We start from the raw sequence: 17,955 nt of genomic DNA, 5'->3' as shown, positions 1-17,955 counted from the left end.
GGACCCCTACCGTGCTGGATCGGTGCTGGATGCGAGCCGCCGAGGCCTCTTCTTTGCAGGTCAGAGCACTGTTCCGGATGTTCCGCTTCGACGTCTGACCGTCCGGCGCCGCGTCGGTACGCGGCGGACATGCGGCTCGAAAGGGGCCGGCTCCTCCGGGGGCCGGCCCCTTCGCCGGTCCTCCGTCCCGGAGGGGCGCCCGGGCCGGGGTCGGGGTTGTCCCGGGTGGGGGATCGGGGGCGGGTGGGGGTTCGTCCCCGATGGATCGGCGGGCCGGTTTCGCCAGACTCCTGTGCGGGGCCGGGTGGACCGGCCCGTGCCGACGAACCATCAGGAGATGCTGCCGTGACCGCTGTTGTGCGCCGTACCCGCTGGACCGCCGTCGCCGCCGCCGGGGCGGTGCTCGCCGCACTGGCGGTGGGCACCGCGGCCGGACCCGCCTCGGCCGCCGCCGGGCCGGCGGCCGCGGTGCGGCAGCACGCGGCGGTGCCGCCGCCGGACCGGGCGGCCGTCCGCCGGGTGCTCGCCGGGCTGCCGACCGCCGAGGTGTCCGGGGCGCTGGTGCACGTCTCCGGACGGGCCGGCCGGCTGGATGCGGTGGGCGGCATCGGCGACCCGGCCACCGGCCGGGCCCCGGACGCCGACGGGCGGTTCCGGATCGGCTCGATCTCCAAGGTGTTCACCGCGACGGTGGTGCTCCAGCTGGCCGCCGAGCACCGCCTCGACCTCGACACCCCCGTCCAGCACTACCTGCCCGGCCTGCTGCCGGCCTCCTTCCCGCCGATCGCGGTCGGGCAGCTGCTGAACCACACCAGCGGGCTCCCGAACGGCGCCGACGGCCCGTGGGGCGACGGCACGGCCGCGTGGTTCGTCGACCACCGCTTCGAGTCCTGGTCGCCGGAGCGCGTGGTGGCCACCATGGACGGTCAGGAGATGGCCTTCGCGCCCGGCACCGCGCAGCAGTACAACGGCATGAACACCTTCGTGGCCGGCCTGCTGGTCGAGCAGGTCACCGGGCACGACTACGCGCACGAGGTGCAGCAGCGGATCGTCCGCCCGCTCGGGCTGCACGACACCTCGGTACCGGCCGCGGACGACCCCGCGCTGCGGCACCCGGCCGCCCGTCCCCGGCTCACCGTGCCCGGCCCGGACGGCACCCCGCGGCAGGTGGACGTGACCGAGCAGAGCCCCTGGCCGTGGGCGGAGGGCGGGCTGATCTCCAGCGCCGCCGACCTGGACCGCTTCGTCACCGCGCTGTTCCGGGGCCGCCTGCTGCCGCCCGCCCAGCAGGAGGCGCTGTTCACCGTCCCCGACGTGCCGACCCACCACAGCAGCCACTGCGAGACCGGGCCGGACGCCGGCCGGGCCTGCATGAGCATGGGCCTGGAGCGGACGAAGGTCGGCGGCGTGGAGATCTGGGGCAAGACCGGCTCCCGGCCGGGCTGGACGAACGGCGTGTTCGCCACCCGGGACCTCTCCCGGACGGTGGTCTACTCGCTCAACCCGACCGGCATGGACGGTGCCGAGACCCCGGTCATCATGCAGCTGGCCGGCGCCGTCTTCGGCTGACGGCCGTGGCCCCGGCCGCCGACCCGGCTACGGCTTGATGTTGTGGTTGACCCGGAACAGGTTGCCGGGGTCGTAGGCCCGCTTGACCTCCACCAGCCGGGGATAGCTGGAGCCGTAGTTGTCGGCGGCCCGGTGCTGGTCGTCGTCGGCCATGAAGTTGACGTACCCGCCGGCCTCGGAGTGCGGGGCGACGGCGGCGTAGTAGTCGCGCACCCAGGCGGTGTTGGCGTCGTTCTCGGCCGGGTCGGGCCACATGCCGGCGATCACGGTGGCGAAGGTGGCCTCGCGGTGGGCGAAGGCGGTGTCCCCCGGTGCCATCCGATGGCAGGCCCCGTTGATCGAGTAGATGTGCATCGTGGAGTTCACGGCCGGCACCTTCGGCCCGTGCACCAGGTGGGCGGCGATCGCGTCGTCGGTGAGCTCGGTCGAGAAGACGCCCTTCCAGTAGTGCTGCAGGCCCGGCGGCACCAGCGGGTCGAAGGCGCTGTTGATCGCCGGGTACGGCATCGGGCCGACCATCTCCGCGACCCTCGGCGCGACCTCGCGCATCGGCCGGATCGCCGCCTCGGCCTCCTCCATCGGGCCCGCCCAGCAGGCCACCACGAGGGCGAAGGTGTCGCCGTGCCGGTCCTCCGGGATGAACGGCAGCGGCGGGGCGATCTGGAAGCCGGGGAAGACGCCGAGGTCCTCCGGGGCCTCCTCGATGTATTCGCGGTAGCGCTTCAGGACGGCCTCGGCGTGTTCCAGTTCGAAGAGCATCGGACCGCCGAAGACGTCCTTCACCGGGCTCAGCGCGAACTCGAAGGAGGTGACCGCGCCGAAGTTTCCGCTGCCGCCGCGCAGGGCCCAGAAGAGGTCCGGCTCCTCCTTCTCGTTGACGACCCGCAGCCGGCCGTCGGCCGTCACCACGTCCGCGGACAGCAAGTTGTCGCAGGTGAGCCCCAACTTGCGGGCGAGGTAGCCGATTCCGCCGCCGAGGGTGATGCCGCCGACGCCGGTGGTCGAGATGATGCCGCCGGTGACGGCGAGCCCGAAGGGGTAGGTGGCGGCGTTGAGGTCGCCGAGCGTGGCGCCGCCCTCGACCCGGGCGGTGCGGCGGACGGGGTCGACCCGGACGCCGCGCATGCCCGTGAGGTCGGCGACCACGCCGCCGTCGCAGGTGCCGTACCCGGGGACGCTGTGCGCGCCGCCGCGGACGGCCAGCGGCATCCCGTTGTTCCTGGCGAAGTCGACCGCCGCCATCACGTCGCCGGCGTTGGCGCAGCGCACCACGGCCGCCGGCCTGCGGTCGATCATCGCGTTGTAGACCGTGCGGGCCTCGTCGTAGTCCTCGTCGCCGGGCGCGACCACACTTCCGTGGACTGCGCCCGCCAGTTCCTCGATCGTCTTGCTGCCCATGACAAGAAGCTCCTGACCGTGCCGACCCCCTGGGCCGGACCGGGCACGGAGCGAGGGTCGACGATCCCGGTCGGCCTCCCTCCACGGTACGACTCGCGGGCGTGCCCCACCCGGCGGGCGCAGGCACCCGCAGGCCCGGAGCAAGGCCCGGAGCAAGGCCCGGAGCAAGGTGCGGACGACGGCCGCGGATCGTCAGGGGGAATCGCCCTGCCGCCGAGCGCCGCCGGGCCGGATCGCGCCGGCCCCGGGGAACTGGCCGCCTCGCACCGGGCGGTGACGGGCCGGGAGGTGACGCACCGGGACGGCACCCGGGTGCTGCAGGGGAGGGCGCCCCGGGCGGCCGGGCTCAGCCGACGGTGATCCGCAGCGAGCCGTCCGGCTGCGGGGCGACCGCGACCTGCTCCAGGTCCTCGGCGTGCACGGTGGCGGGGTGCGGCAGGGCGCGCGGGCCGATGCCGACCACGGGCATGCCCGCGGCGAGGGCGGCGGTGATGCCGGCCTCGGAGTCCTCGAAGGCGAGGCAGTCGGCGGGCGCGAAGCCGAGGGCGGCGGCGCCCTTGAGGAAGCCCTCCGGGTCGGGCTTGCTGGCGCCGACCGAGCCGGCGGTGATCATGGTCTGCGGCAGCGGGAGTCCGGCGGCGCCCATCCGGGCACGGGCCAGCGGCTCGTCGGCGGAGGTCACCAGGGCGTGCGGTTGCCCGCGGAGCGCGGCGAGGAAGGCCTCGGCGCCGGGGACGGGGACGACGCCGTAGGTGTCGGCGGTCTCCTCGGCCAGCAGCTGCCGGTTCTCGGCGAGGTTGATCTCCACCGGGCGGTCGGGCAGCAGCACGGCCATGGTCAGGTGGCCCTGGCGCCCGTGCACGACCCGCATGACGGCGTCGCCGTCGAGGCCGTGGCGGGCCGCCCAGCGGCGCCAGCACCGCTCGACCACCGCGTCCGAGTTGACCAGGGTGCCGTCCATGTCGAGCAGCAGGGCGCGGGTGGTGAGCGTCGTGGCAGGCATGCGGGGCGGCTCCTCGGAAACGGGTGTTTGTCTCTCCAGGATACAAAAGTGCCGCCGAAGCGGGCCGGGACGGACGGCCCGGGCCGGATCAGCCGCCCAGCAGGTGCGCGTTGACCTCGCGGGCCGGCCCGGCGAGCTCCGGCAGCTCCACGACCTCCACACCGGCCGCCTCCAGCAGCGCGGTGCCCTGGCAGGCCTGCACGAAGAGGTCCGGCTCGCGCCAGGCGACCACCACCCGCGGCACCCCGGCCGCGACGATCAGCTGGGCGCAGGTGCGCGGCCGCGAGGCGCGCTGCCCGCACGGCTCCAGCGAGCTGTACACGGTGGCCGTGCGCAGCCGCGGGTCGCCGGCCGGCAGCTTGGCGAGCGCGGCCTCCTCGGCGTGGTTCTTCTCGTCCACCTCGCGGCTGTAGCCCTCGGCGAGCACCTCGCCGTCGGCGCCGACGACCACCGCGCCGACCGAGAAGGCCGTCGCGGAGGGCGGGCAGCGGCGCGAGAGCTCCACGGCGCGCGCGAGCCAGTACAGGTCGGTGCCGGGGACGGCGTCGCTGGTCACGGGGCGGACTCCTTCGGGGCGTAGCGGAGCAGGACGACGTCGCCCACCGTACGTGCCTCCAGCAGCCGCATCCGCCGGGCGGGTCCGCCCGGGTAGTCGGCCGGGCCGAGGAAGCGGGGGGCGCCGGGCTGGCCGACCAGCAGCGGGGCGACGGCGAGCTGGAGTTCGTCGGCGAGGCCCTGGGCGAGGAACTGGGTGTGGATGCTGCCCCCGCCCTCGACCATGAGCCGCTGCACGCCGCGGCCGCCCAGGTCGTCGAGGAGGGCGCCGAGCCCGACCTCGGCGCCGAGCGCGACGACCTCGGCGAGCCCGTCGAGCGCGCCGCGCAGTGCGGGGGCGGCGGCGTCGGTGGTGTAGACGGCCTTGGCGCCGCCGGTGTGCCAGAAGTTGAGCGCGGGCGAGAGGCCGCCGCTCGCGGTCAGGGTGACCTTCAGCGGGTACTCCGGGCGGCCGTCAGCGACCCGCCGGGCCCGCCGCCCGGGTGAGTTGACGAGCAGTCGCGGGTTGTCGCGGCGCAGCGTGGTGCCGCCGACGAGCAGTGCGTCGCAGCCGGCCCGGACCTCGTCCACCCGGTCGAAGTCCGCCGGGTTGGAGAGCAGCAGCCGCTCCGGTGACGCGTCGTCGAGGTGGCCGTCGAGTGAGACGGCGGCGCTCAGCAGGACGTACGGGCGGCGGGACACGGGGTCTCCGATCTGTCGGCTACCGCTCCACCGTACGGTCACCGCCCGTACGACCAGGTGACCGGCCATGTCCACGGCATCCTGCGTACGTTCTTCGAGCGGTGCCGTTCGCCGTTCGGCCGGGTGCCGTACGGCCGGAGTTCGGGTACGGCCCCCACCCTGGTCCGGTCCTCGCCCAACCCCGTCGAAGGGCCCACCACCCGTGTCCGGTCACCGTCCGCTCGCGCTCGCCGCGGCCGCGTTCGTGCTCGCCTCCGTCCCCGTCGCCGCCGCCCCCGCCTCCGCGGGCCCTCAGCCGGTCCGCGGCGGCAGCGGCAGCGGCAGCGCGGGCAGGCCGTCGATGCTGGTGCCGACGTACTCCTTGCCCTCGCAGTAGACGCCGAACTCCTCGTCGGTCTTGCGGTCGAAGTACTGGGCGTGCAGCTCCCGGTCGCCGCGGTAGTCCATGAACGGCACGGCGAACCCGCAGGAGTCGCTGACCCGTTCGGCGTGCACCAGCACCACGGCCCGCAGCGCGGAGCCGTCCGCCGCCGGGTCGAAGTGCCCGATCAGCTCGGCGAAGCGCGGGTCGTCGCGGAAGACGGCCTCGCCGCGGCCGTGCACCCGCACCACGGTCGGCGGGCCGTCGAAGGCGCACCACATCAGCGTGATCCGGCCGTTCTCCCGCACGTGGGCCAGGGTCTCGGCGGTGCTGCCGCCGAAGTCCAGGTAGGCCAGGGTGAGTTCGTCCAGGACGGCGAGCGTGCCGGCCCGGCCCTTGGGGGACAGGTTGACGTGCCCGTCGCCGGCCAGCGGAGCGGTGGCGGTGAAGAAGACCGGCTGTCTCTCGATGAAGGCGCGCAGCCGGCCGTCGATGCGTTCGTACGTCTTTCCCATGCTCCGATTGTCGTCACAAGGCCCCTGCGGTGGCCACGCCGACGCTCCATCATCTTGAATAGCGGGACGATATTTCTCGTCAAGCGAGACGGGTCTACGCTCGGCGGCATCGTGAGGAGCCGAGAGGAGCCGAACATGACGAACCGTCGGGCCGCCTACACCCACGGCCACCAGGAGTCCGTACTGCGCTCGCACCGCAGCCGCACCGCCGCGGACTCCGCCGCCTACCTGCTGCCGGAACTCCGCCCCGGGCAGCGGCTGCTGGACGTCGGCTGCGGGCCGGGCACGATCACCGCCGACCTGGCCGAACGGCTCGGCCCCGACGGCCGGACGGTCGCCGTCGACACCTCCGCCGAGGTGCTCGCGCAGGCCGCCGCGCACGCCGCGGAACGGGGGATCGGCACGGTGGTCTTCGAGGTCGCCGACGTGCACCGGCTGCCGTACGCCGACGGCGCGTTCGACGTGGTGCACGCCCACCAGGTGCTCCAGCACGTCGCCGACCCGGTGGCCGCCCTGCGCGAGATGCGCCGGGTCACCGCACCCGGCGGCCTGGTCGCCGTCCGCGACGCCGACTACGCCGCGATGGCCTGGTACCCGGAGCTCCCGGAGCTGGCCGAGTGGTCCGCGCTGTACCGGCGGATCGCCCGGGCCAACGGCGGCGAGCCCGACGCCGGCCGCCGGCTGGCCGCCTGGGCCCGCGCCGCCGGGTTCACCGACTTCACCGCCGGCTCCGGCAGCTGGACCTTCGCCGACCCGGAGCGGCGGCAGTGGTGGGGCGAGACCTGGGCCGAGCGCACCGAGCGGTCCGCCACCGCCGCCACCGCCCTCGCCGAGGGCCTGGCCGACGCCGGCGACCTGGCCCGGATCGCGGCCGGCTGGCGCCGCTGGGCCGCCGACCCGGACGGCTGGTTCGCCGTCCTGCACGGCGAACTGCTCGCCCGCCGCTGAGCGGTGACGGTGGGCGCCGCCGCGGTGGGTGCCCACCGTCTTACCCGCCGTTAACCACTCCTGTACCGGCCGGTAGCAATGGCGGCCTACGGTCGGCGCTCGGGTCCGGCCTGTCCCCCACCGGGCCGGGCCCGTTACGGTGGCGGCATGGACGATCACCGGGTGATGCGGCAGGACGACAACGGCAACCGCTACCTCGTCGCCACCGGGCTCGGCCGGGCCGAGGCCGAGGCGCTCGCCGCCGAGTTCGAGGCCCGCGGCCACAAGCAGCTGTACTGGGTCGAGGCCGTCGAACCCCGCACCCCGCAGCGGACGGACACCCCGCAGCAGGAACGGCCCGAGGTCCGGTACGTGGTCGGCGGCGCCCTGGTGCACCGCGGCCGGGTGCTCGCCGCCCGCCGCAACTCGCCCCCCGAGGTCGCCGGTTACTGGGAGTTCCCCGGCGGCAAGGCCGAACCCGGCGAGACCCAGGAGCAGGCCCTGGAACGCGAACTCGCCGAGGAGCTCGGCATCCGGGCCCGCGCGCTGCGCCCGCTGCCCGGCAGCTGGTCGGTGCGGGCCGGCCTGGAACTGCGGATCTGGGCCGCCGAACTGCTCTCCGGCGAGCCCCGCCCGCTCGCCGACCACTCCGAGCTGCGCTGGCTCGGCCCGGGCGAACTCGACGACGTCGACTGGCTCGCCCACGACCGTGAGGTCCTCCCGCACGTCGCCGCGCTGCTCGCCGAGGACTGAGCCCGCAGCCGGCCGGTCCGGGGCTGAGCCGCCCCCGGACCGGGTACGGGACCGGTGGGGCCGTTTTGCCGCCGATTGCTCCACGCAGCCGAACCGCAGCCGCCGGATCGCGGCCGAATCGGAAAGTCGACCCGCTTGCCGGGATATCAACCCATTGCATGGGGTATGTCACAGTTCGGCAGAATTCATCGGGACCGGCGGGGCGCGGCGGCGCCCCGCCGACCCCTCCCGCACCCGGCCCCGGCCGCGGTGCCCAGCCCACGAGCCGGAGGCGCCGTCGGTGTCGACCACGGGAAACGGCGGGGGAGAGCGGCGGGCCCGTCGCCTCCCCCGGCGCGGATCGCAGCGCACGGCCACCCCCGGCGTGCCCGGCCGTACCACCGGCGCCGCAGCAGGCACCGCCGCCGCCCGCGCCCGGCTGCGCCGCGGCGGCCGCACCCGCCCCGCCGAGCAGGCCCGGCCCGGACCGCAGCCCCGCGACATCCCGCCCAACGCCTCGCCCCGCGGCCGCCCGATCCTGCCGTTCCCCGGCACCCCCGCCGCCGGCGCCAAGGTCGCCGAGCCGGCCCGCGGCAGCCTCTTCGACGTCGTCAAGGTGGCCATCGCGATCCTCGACACCTCCGGCCGGGTGGTGCTCTGGAGCCCCGCCGCCGAGGACATGCTCGGCTGGCCCAGCGAGCTCCTGGTCGGCCGCCGGATCGACCAGCTGATCGACGACCCCGAGCTGATCGGCCAGGCCCGGCTGGCCATCGAGGAGACGCTGCGGATCGGCAGCTGGCACGGCATCACCCGGCTCTCCGACCGGGACGGCGTGAACGTCCCCGTCGAGGTGCGGATCTCACTGCTCGTCGACGGCGACGGCACGCCCTTCCTCCAGGTGGCGCTCGCCGACGCCCGCACCGTCGCCGCCGTCGAACGCGACCTCGCCGTCCGCGACGCGCTCTTCGAGCAGTCCCCGCTCGGCATCGCCGTCCTCGACACCGAGCTGCGCTACACCGCCGTCAACAGCACCCTCGCCGAGATGAACGGCGTCCCGATGGAGGACCACGTCGGCCGCACCACCGGCGAGACCCTCCCCGAGCGGGCCGCCGACGAGATCACCGCCATCCAGCGGCAGGTCCTCGCCACCGGCGAGCCGGTCATCGACGTCACCCTCGCCGCACCGGTCACCGCCCGCTCCGGCTTCCGCTCGATCTCCTACAGCCGGATGACCGACCGGGCCGGCCGGGTGCTCGGCATCTCCGGCACCGTCATGGACGTCACCGAGCGCTACCGGGCCGTCTCCAAGGTCGAGCACGCCCGCCGCCGGCTCTCCCTGCTGAACGAGTTCGGCTCCCGGATCGGCGACCTCCTCGACGCCTCCCGGATCGCCCAGGAGCTCGCCGGCGCCGTGGTGCCCCGGCTCGCCGACTACTCCGCCGTCATCCTGCTGCAGGCCGTCGCGCACGGCGACGACCTGCCCCGGCACGGCCACGACCGCCGCACCTCCCTGCTGCAGCTCGGCACCGCCTCCGTCCAGGACGGCCCGGAGGTCGAGGTGATGCTCCGCCGCGGCGCCCGGATCACCTTCACCGAGGAGTCCACCTTCGGCCGGGTGCTGCGCACCGGCATCCCCGAGCTGCTCAGCGGCAAGGAGGAGTCCGAGGACCTCAGCTACCCCGGCGACCCGAAGGCGCAGGCCGCCCACGAGCTCGGCGTGCACTCCCGGCTGGTCGTCCCGCTGCGCGCCCGCGGCATCGTCATCGGCCTGCTGGTGGTCAGCCGGGCCGGCTACCGGGAGGGCTTCGACCGCGACGACCTGGCCTTCGCCGTCGAACTCGCCGACCGGGCCGGCAGCTCGCTGGACAACGCCCGCCTCTACGCCCGCGAGCGGACCGCCGCCCTCACCCTGCAGCGCACCCTGCTGCCCCAGCAGGTCCCGCAGCCCACCGGCGTCGAGGTCGGCTACCGCTACGTCCCCGGCAGCAGCGGCACCGAGGTCGGCGGCGACTGGTTCGACGTGATCCCGCTGCCCGGCGACCGCACCGCCCTGGTGGTCGGCGACGTCATGGGCCACGGCCTGCGGGCCGCCGCCACCATGGGCCGGCTGCGCACCGCCGTCCGCGTGCTGGCCGCCCTCGACCTGCCGCCGGAGATCCTGCTGCGGCACGTCCACGAGCTGGCCGACGACCTCGCCCAGGGCCCCGACGAGGCGCTCCTCGCCACCTGCGTGTACGCGGTCTTCGATCCCGTCCGGCGGCGGCTGACCGTCACCAAGGCCGGCCACATCCCGCCCGTCCTGGTGGTGCCCAAGGACGGCGACGGCCCCGCCCCGGCCGCCGGCGGCCCGCTGCCCGGCGGTGTCGGCCAGGTCCTCGACCTGCCCTCCGGCGCCCCGCTCGGCGTCGGCGGCGTGCCCTTCGAATCGGTCGAGCTGGACGTGGCCGAGGGCACCCTGCTCGCCCTGTGCACCGACGGCCTGGTGGAGTCCCGGGACAAGGACCTCGACGTCGGCCTCGGCCGGCTGATCAGCGTGCTGGAACAGCCCTACGCCTCCATCGAGCAGGCCTGCGAGGCCGTGCTCGACACCATGGAACAGGGCCGCGAGCCCGACGACGTGGCCCTGCTGCTCGCCCGGCTCAGCCACGGCGAGGCCGGCACCCCGACGGCCGGCTGGACGCTGCCCGCCGAGCCGACCGCCGTCTCCCGGGCCCGCCGCCTCGTCCGCGGCACCCTCGCCGAGTGGGGTGCCGAGCACCTCACCGACACCGCCGAACTGCTGGTCAGCGAGCTGGTCACCAACTCCGTCCGGTACGCCAGCGCACCGATCGGCGTCCGCCTCACCCTCGGCGAGATGCTGCTGGTGGAGATCAGCGACCCGCTGCCCGACCCGCCCCGCGAGCGGCACGCCGCCGAGGCCGACGAGGGCGGCCGCGGCCTGGAGCTCGTCCGCCGCCTCGCGCTGCGCTGGGGCGCCCGGGCCGAGGGCATGGGCAAGGTCGTCTGGTTCGAGCTCTCCCCGGACGACCCCGAGGGCGACTACTCGGAGGAGTAGGACGGTCGCCCGCGGTCGCCGTGCGCGGCGCAGGCGCACCGGTGCGGACGGTGGCGACGGCGTCCGGCAGGCGGACCCATAAAGTCTGACTTTTCCGACTTCGGCGTCCGCTCCGCGCGGTTCCCCCGGCCCCCGGGCGACACCCCCGCGACCGCCGCGCGACCTGCGGGGGAACACGGCGGGACGGCTGTTCCGGCGGGCTGGCGCTGATGATGTGTCATGTGATGAAATGCCCGAATCCGTAGGCGTTTTCGAGACACACGGCAGATCGATCCTGCCAGATCCGTGCACGACGCAGCCATGTCCGACCCGGCTCTTGACCGAACCGCCCGATCCGTGCAGGCCAGGCCGGTTCGAACAGCGACGGCCGGGTAAGGAGCACCGCGCGGGCCTCCCCCGATTCGATGTTGTGATGCTCGGGGGCGTGTGCGCTCGCACCCGGATGATGAATACTCGGTCTTCTCGACATCCGGATGGGCACTGGTTGGAGGGGTCGGTCCGTTGAACAGCATTCCGGCGCCGCAGGCGCCGAGCAGCAGCGGTCATGCCGCCGTGCCCGGACAGCCCGGCGCACCCGACGACGAGGGCGTCTCCCCGCGCGGCGACGCCGGCGGTCGCGGCCCCGGCGAACCCGGCTCGATCTACGGCTACCTGCGGGTCGCCACCTTCGCGATCGGCCCCGACGGCCGGATCAGCCACTGGAGCGGCCGCGCCGCCGAGTTCTTCGGCGTACCCGCCGGCGACGCCCTCGGCGCCGACCCGATCACCACCCTCGTCCCCCGCGAGCACTGGCAGCGCGGCCGCGCCCGCCTCGAACGCGTCCTCGCCGGCGAGGAGTGGACGGGCACCACCCCCTACCGCGACACCGCGGGCGGCGAAGGACTGGCCGAGCTCTACCTGATGCCCGTCGACAGCGGCCCCACCGCCGGCGCCACCTGCCTCGCCGTCGACGTCGGCCGGCTGCGCACCGTCGAGGACGGCCTCGCCGCCTCCGAGGCGGTCTTCGGCCAGACCCCGACCGGCTTCTTCCTCTTCGGCCCCGACCTGCGCCTGCAACGGGTCAACCCGGCCTTCGCCGCCTGCGTCGGCCGCGACCCCGAGGACCTCCCCGGCCTCGCCCCCGCCGAGCTCTTCGCCCCCGGCGAGGCCGAGCGGCTGCAGGTCGCCCTGCGCAAGGTGCTGGCCGGCGGCGAGCCGATCCTCGACCTGCGCTTCGCCGGCGGCGTCCCCGCCGCCGGCACCCGCGACGGCCGCCGCCGCTGGTCCGCCGCCCTGTTCCGGCTGAACGGCCCCGGCGGCGCCCCGCTCGGCGTGGCCGGCCAGGTGCAGGACGTCACCAGCCGGCACGTCGCCGAACGCGAGGCCGCCGGCGTCCGCCGCAGCCTCGCCCTGCTCAACGAGGCCAGCACCCACATCGGGTCCACCCTCGACCTGGAGACCACCGCCAAGGAACTCCTGGACGTGATCGTCCCGCAGTTCTGCGACCTCGCCACCGTCGACCTCTACACCGCGCTCCTCTCCGGCGACTCCGGCCCGCTCTCCGGCGGCCCCGGCCTGCTCGACGGCTCCGGCGAACTGCGCCGCGTCGCCGTCTCCAGCGTCGTCGGCGGCGCCTCCTCGGTGCTCGGAGAGGGCCTGGGCGCCGTCCCGGTCGCCGAGGCCGGCGGCACCCTCTGCTACCCGCCGCGCTCCCCGCACGCCCGCGCCCTGCGCACCGGCCGCAGCGTCGTCCCGCAGCCCGGCCCCGACCCGCTGCTGCGCTCCACCCTGGTCGTCCCGCTGGTCGCCCGCGACCAGGTGCTCGGCCTCGTCCAGCTCTCCCGGGCGATCGGCTCCGAGCCCTTCGACGCGCGGGACGTCGCCATCGCCGAGGAACTCGTCGCCCGCGCCGCCGTCTGCGTCGACAACGCCCGGCTCTACCGGCGCGAGCACGAGCGCGCGCTGATCCTCCAGCGCAGCCTGCTGCCCCCGGGCAACCCGGCGGCCACCGGCCTGGAGATCGCCCGCCGCTACCTGCCCAGCAACAACAACACCGAGGTCGGCGGCGACTGGTTCGACGTGATCCCGCTGCCCGGCAGCCGCACCGCCCTGGTCATCGGCGACGTCATGGGCCGCGGCCTGCGGGCCGCCGTCGCCATGGGCCAGCTGCGCACCGCGGTGCGCACCCTCGCCATGCTCGACCTCGACCCGGCGGAGGTGCTCGGCGCCCTCGACGAGATCGCCCGCGGCCTCGGCGACGACGACCCCGGCGGCACCTCCGGCGAGGGCAGCGTCGAGGTCTACCTCGCGACCTGCGTCTACGCCGTGTACGACGCCGTCACCCAGCGCTGCACCTTCGCCAGCGCCGGCCACCTGCCGCCCGCGCTGCTCAGCCCCGGCGAGCCGGCCCGGATGCTCGACGTGCCGCCCGGCCTGCCGCTCGGCGTCGGCGGCGAGCCCTTCGAGGAGGTCACCATCACGCTGCCCGACGGCGCGGTGCTCGGCCTCTACACCGACGGCCTGGTGGAGTCCCGCAAGCACCAGCTGGACGAGGGCCTGCGGGCCTTCCGGGCCGCGCTCACCCACGGCTCCAAGCACCTGGAGCAGCTCTGCGACGAGGTGCTCGACGAGCTGATCCCGCACCACGGCGAGGACGACATCGCCCTGCTGATGGCCAAGGTCCAGGCCCTGCCGGAGGGCTCGGTCGGCGACTGGAAGCTGCCCGCCGAGCCGACCTCGGTCGGCCGGGCCCGCGAGCGGTCCTGCGACTGGCTGATCAACCGCGGCCTCGACGAGCTGGTCGACACCACCGAGCTGCTGGTCAGCGAGCTGGTCACCAACGCGCTGCGGCACGGCCGCGGCGAGATCCGGCTACGGCTGATGCGGGACCGCACGGTGCTCTGCGAGGTCTGGGACGACGGCTACGCGCAGCCCCGGCAGCGCCGGGCCCAGGAGACCGACGAGGGCGGGCGCGGCCTGCAACTGGTCAGCCTGCTGGCCGAACGCTGGGGCAGCCGCCGCACCCCCAACGGCAAGATCGTCTGGTTCGAACTGGCACTCTGATCCCGAGGGCCTACGCCGCCCGGGTGGATCTGTCCGCCCGGGCGCCGTGTCGTTGCGGGCGGGCGCGGCCGATGGCCTTTCGTTGGGGCATTCCCGGATTCCTCGGGCCGGCCACACCCCGACGGAGGAGCGCATGCGCGCCAGCCGAGCCGCCGACCGGGCCGCCGCCGCGGCCGCCGCCCTCTGTCTGGCCGCCGGCCTCGCCGGCTGCACGGGCGGCTCCCCGGACGGCCCCGCCGCCTCCGACGTCACCGCCGCGGACCGCGCGCACACCCGCGACGGCGGCACCGTGCGCTGGGCGGTCGACGCCGTCCCGGCCACCCTGAACGTCTACCAGCCCGCGGCGGACGCCGACTCCGAGCTGATCGCCCGCGCCCTGCTGCCCGGCCTGTTCCGGCTGGACGACCGCGGCCGCGCCACCCTGGACCCGGACTACCTGGCCGGCGCCGAGTCCACCCCGGCCGGCCGCAGCCCGCAGACCGTCACCTACCGGCTCAACCCCGCCGCGGTGTGGAGCGACGGCTCGCCGCTGTCGGCCGCCGACTTCACCGCCCAGTGGAAGGCGCTGTCCGGCGCCGACCCGGCCTTCCGCAGCGACCGCCCGGCCGGCTACGACGCGATCGCCTCCGTCGAGCAGGGCAGCGGTCCGCACGAGGTGAAGGTGGTCTTCAAGCAGCCGTACGCGGACTGGCGCTCGCTCTTCTCCCCGCTGTACCCGGCGGCCCGGACGGCCACCGCGGACGCCTTCAACCAGCCGCTCGACGGCGGCTTCCGGACCTCGGCCGGGCCGTTCGTGCTGACCGGCTGGGACAAGGGCGCCGGCCGCGCCGTGCTGACCCGCAACCCCCGCTGGTGGGGCGACCCGGCGAAGGCCCAGGAGATCGACTTCCTGGCCGTCCCCGCCGCCGGCCGCCTGGACGCGCTGGCCAAGGACGAGCTCGACATCGCCGCCGTCACCGCCTCCGTCGACCGGGCCGTCCCGGAGGGCACCACGGCCGCCGCGCCGCCGGACGCCGCCGCCATGGTCGAGGCCTCCGCGCACGCCCTGCACCGGGCCGAGACGCTGCCCGGCCTCACCCTGCACCGGGCGCCGGCCGCGGCCTTCACCCAGCTCACCCTGAACACCGCCCGCGGTCCGCTGGCCGACACCACCGTCCGGCAGGCCGTCGCGCGCGCCGTCGACCGGCAGAAGACCGCCACCGCCGCGCTCGGCCCGCTCGGCCTCGGCGCCGTCCCGCTCGGCAACCACCTGCTGGTGGCCGGGCAGGACGGCTACCACGACAACAGCGGGGCGCTCGGCACGGCCGCCGCCGGTACCCTGCTCGACCGGGCGGGCTGGGCCTCCTCGGACGGCACCCGCAGCAAGGACGGCAAGAAGCTCGCGCTGACCCTGCTCATCCCGGACGGCTCCACCACCGCCCGCCGCACCGCCGACGCGTTGACCGCCGACCTCGCCGCGGCCGGGATCGCGGTCGCCGCCGAGCCCGTCCCGGTGGACACCTTCGTCACCGACCACCTCGCCAAGGGCGACTTCGACCTCGCGCTGTTCTCCTGGCCGGCCAGCGCCTACCCCTCCGACACCCGGCCGCTGTACGCCAAGCCGCGGCCCGGCCCGGACGGTCTGCCGGTGGTCGGCCGCAACTACGGCCGCGGCGGCACCGCGGAGATCGACCGGCTGCTGGACCGCGCCGCCGGCGAACTCGACCCGGCCGCCCGGCAGGGCCTGCTCCAGCAGGCCGACGCCCGGCTGTGGCAGCTCGCCGACGTCGTCCCGCTCTACCGCCGCCCCGACCTGGTGGCCGTCCGCAACGGGGTGGCCGGCGCCGGCGCGTACGGCTTCACCACCCCGCGGTACCAGGACGTCGGCTTCCGGCAGGAGTGACCGGCGCGGGGCATCGGACGGGTACGGCCGGTCCCGCGGCGCGATGTGATCTTGCACCCGGTGCCACCGGCCGTTTCGGCCCTTGACACGAATCCCCGTACCATAGGAGGAGCCGTGGCATGGTGTGCCCGGCGGGTGGACCGGTAGTAGCAGGCGGGAACGGGCGGCCGCGATCGACAGGGATCGCAAGTCGGCGTCACGCAGCCGGGCGCCGAAACCCACGAACCGGGAGATTCCGCTCCGCATGCCCACGCGCAACGACATCCGTAACGTCGCCATCGTCGCCCACGTCGACCACGGCAAGACCACGCTGGTCGACGCCATGCTGAAGCAGGCCGGCGCCTTCGCCGCCCACCAGCAGCTCGACGACCGCATGATGGACTCCAACGACCTGGAGCGCGAGAAGGGCATCACCATTCTCGCGAAGAACACCGCGGTCAAGTACCACCCCAAGGACGGTGGCGCGCCGATCACCATCAACATCATCGACACCCCGGGCCACGCCGACTTCGGCGGCGAGGTCGAGCGCGGTCTGTCGATGGTGGACGCGGTCGTCCTGCTGGTCGACGCCTCCGAGGGCCCGCTGCCGCAGACCCGCTTCGTGCTCCGCAAGGCGCTCACCGCGCGGCTGCCCGTCATCCTCTGCATCAACAAGACCGACCGTCCGGACGCCCGGATCGACGAGGTCATCAACGAGACCTACGACCTGTTCCTGGACCTGGACGCGGACGAGGACCAGATCGAGTTCCCGATCGTCTACGCCTGCGCCCGTGACGGCGTCGCCTCGCTGACCAAGCCGGAGAACGGCACCGTCCCGGCCGACTCCACCAGCCTGGAGCCGTTCTTCTCCACCATCCTGGAGCACGTCCCGGCGCCGGTCTACGACGACGCCGCCCCGCTGCAGGCGCACGTCACCAACCTGGACGCCGACAACTTCCTCGGCCGCATCGCGCTGCTCCGCGTCGAGCAGGGCGAGCTGCGCAAGGGCCAGACGGTGGCCTGGATCAAGCGCGACGGCTCGATCCAGAACGTCCGCATCTCCGAGCTGCTGATGACCGAGGCGCTCACCCGCAAGCCGGCCGAGGTGGCGGGCCCGGGCGACATCTGCGCCGTCGCCGGCATCTCCGACATCATGATCGGCGAGACCCTGGCCGACACCGAGAACCCGATCGCCCTGCCGCTGATCACGGTGGACGAGCCGGCCATCTCGATGACCATCGGCACCAACACCTCGCCGCTGGTCGGCAAGGGCGGCTCCGGCAAGGGCGCGGACGCCAAGTCCGGCGCCAAGGTCGACCGCAAGGTCACCGCCCGCCAGGTGAAGGACCGCCTGGACCGCGAGCTCATCGGCAACGTGTCGCTGCGCGTGCTGGACACCGAGCGCCCGGACGCCTGGGAGGTGCAGGGCCGTGGTGAGCTGGCGCTGGCCATCCTGATCGAGACCATGCGCCGCGAGGGCTTCGAGCTGACCGTCGGCAAGCCGCAGGTGGTCACCCGCGAGGTCAACGGCAAGACCCACGAGCCGGTCGAGCGCCTCACCGTGGACGTGCCCGAGGAGCACATGGGTGCCGTCACCCAGCTCATGGGCATCCGCAAGGGCCGGATGGACAACATGTCCAACCACGGCTCGGGCTGGGTCCGCATGGAGTTCGTGGTGCCGTCCCGCGGCCTGATCGGCTTCCGGACGGAGTTCCTCACCAACACCCGCGGCACCGGCATCGCGCACTCGATCCACGAGGGCTACGAGCCGTGGTTCGGCGCCCTGACGACCCGCAACAACGGCTCCCTGGTCGCCGACCGGGCCGGTGTGGTCACCGCCTTCGCGATGACCAACCTGCAGGAGCGCGGCGTGCTGTTCACCGACCCCGGCACCGAGGTGTACGAGGGCATGATCGTCGGCGAGAACTCGCGCTCCGACGACATGGACGTGAACATCACCAAGGAGAAGAAGCTCACCAACATGCGGTCCTCGACCGCCGACGTGACCGAGTCGATCGTCCCGCCGCGCAAGCTCTCGCTGGAGCAGTCGCTGGAGTTCTGCCGCGAGGACGAGTGCATCGAGGTGACCCCGGAGACCGTGCGCATCCGCAAGGTCGTCCTGGACCAGAAGGAGCGCGGCCGCACCGCCTCGCGCGCCAAGAAGGGCTGACGCCCGCAGTACGCCTCGGCACGGCATCGGACGGCCGGGGTGTCCGGTATCCGGAGCACCGTCGATGTCCGGTAATCGTGCGTGAC

General features: G+C 74.6%; 12 protein-coding genes. 7 read left to right on the top strand and 5 right to left on the bottom strand.

Annotated elements, in window-relative coordinates; translation table 11 throughout:
• Positions 1–345: 345 nt before the first annotated feature.
• Entirely contained in the window at positions 346–1,569 is a 1,224-nt protein-coding gene (locus ABD353_RS24110) for a serine hydrolase domain-containing protein (RefSeq protein ID WP_344625746.1), read from the top strand.
• A 27-nt stretch (positions 1,570–1,596) separates the two neighbouring features.
• Here ABD353_RS24110 and ABD353_RS24105 read toward each other — a convergent pair whose 3' ends face one another.
• The 5 genes from ABD353_RS24105 to ABD353_RS24085 form a co-directional block, all read right to left on the bottom strand.
• Positions 1,597–2,967 carry an FAD-binding oxidoreductase gene (locus ABD353_RS24105; RefSeq protein ID WP_344625745.1) on the bottom strand — a complete coding sequence of 457 codons (1,371 nt, stop codon included), beginning with the start codon at positions 2,965–2,967 and terminating at the stop codon, positions 1,597–1,599.
• 346 nt (positions 2,968–3,313) lie between these two features.
• Complete coding sequence (locus ABD353_RS24100; RefSeq protein WP_344625744.1) at positions 3,314–3,970, bottom strand: HAD-IA family hydrolase; 657 nt, start codon at positions 3,968–3,970, stop codon at positions 3,314–3,316.
• 88 nt (positions 3,971–4,058) lie between these two features.
• Positions 4,059–4,526 carry a deaminase gene (locus tag ABD353_RS24095; protein ID WP_344625743.1) on the bottom strand — a complete coding sequence of 156 codons (468 nt, stop codon included), beginning with the start codon at positions 4,524–4,526 and terminating at the stop codon, positions 4,059–4,061.
• Positions 4,523–5,206 (bottom strand): RibD family protein, encoded by a 684-nt coding sequence (locus tag ABD353_RS24090; protein ID WP_344625742.1) that lies wholly within the window; start codon positions 5,204–5,206, stop codon positions 4,523–4,525. Before ABD353_RS24090 ends, ABD353_RS24095 begins: the two co-directional genes overlap by 4 nt.
• 291 nt (positions 5,207–5,497) lie before the next feature.
• Complete coding sequence (locus ABD353_RS24085) at positions 5,498–6,082, bottom strand: pyridoxamine 5'-phosphate oxidase family protein (RefSeq protein WP_344625741.1); 585 nt, start codon at positions 6,080–6,082, stop codon at positions 5,498–5,500.
• A 135-nt stretch (positions 6,083–6,217) separates the two neighbouring features.
• Here ABD353_RS24085 and ABD353_RS24080 point away from each other — a divergent pair, with 135 nt between their 5' ends.
• The 6 genes from ABD353_RS24080 to typA all read left to right on the top strand — a co-directional run bounded on the left by ABD353_RS24080 (position 6,218) and on the right by typA (position 17,869).
• Positions 6,218–7,030, top strand: coding sequence for a methyltransferase domain-containing protein (locus tag ABD353_RS24080; RefSeq protein WP_344625740.1), 813 nt, complete (start codon positions 6,218–6,220; stop codon positions 7,028–7,030).
• A gap of 147 nt (positions 7,031–7,177) precedes the next feature.
• Entirely contained in the window at positions 7,178–7,762 is a 585-nt protein-coding gene (locus tag ABD353_RS24075; RefSeq protein WP_344625739.1) for a (deoxy)nucleoside triphosphate pyrophosphohydrolase, read from the top strand.
• A gap of 364 nt (positions 7,763–8,126) precedes the next feature.
• Positions 8,127–10,796, top strand: coding sequence for a SpoIIE family protein phosphatase (locus ABD353_RS24070; RefSeq protein WP_344625738.1), 2,670 nt, complete (start codon positions 8,127–8,129; stop codon positions 10,794–10,796).
• A 501-nt stretch (positions 10,797–11,297) separates the two neighbouring features.
• Positions 11,298–13,838 (top strand): SpoIIE family protein phosphatase, encoded by a 2,541-nt coding sequence (locus tag ABD353_RS24065; RefSeq protein ID WP_425555234.1) that lies wholly within the window; start codon positions 11,298–11,300, stop codon positions 13,836–13,838.
• A 133-nt stretch (positions 13,839–13,971) separates the two neighbouring features.
• Complete coding sequence (locus tag ABD353_RS24060; protein WP_344625737.1) at positions 13,972–15,720, top strand: ABC transporter family substrate-binding protein; 1,749 nt, start codon at positions 13,972–13,974, stop codon at positions 15,718–15,720.
• A gap of 244 nt (positions 15,721–15,964) precedes the next feature.
• Entirely contained in the window at positions 15,965–17,869 is a 1,905-nt protein-coding gene (typA, locus tag ABD353_RS24055) for a translational GTPase TypA (protein ID WP_344625736.1), read from the top strand.
• The last annotated feature ends 86 nt before the right edge of the window (positions 17,870–17,955 follow it).

Origin of the sequence: Kitasatospora arboriphila (assembly GCF_039528095.1) — a bacterium.
In the GTDB taxonomy this organism is placed as follows: Bacteria; Actinomycetota; Actinomycetes; order Streptomycetales; family Streptomycetaceae; genus Kitasatospora; species Kitasatospora arboriphila.
This window is presented reverse-complemented; position numbering and strand designations above follow the sequence as displayed.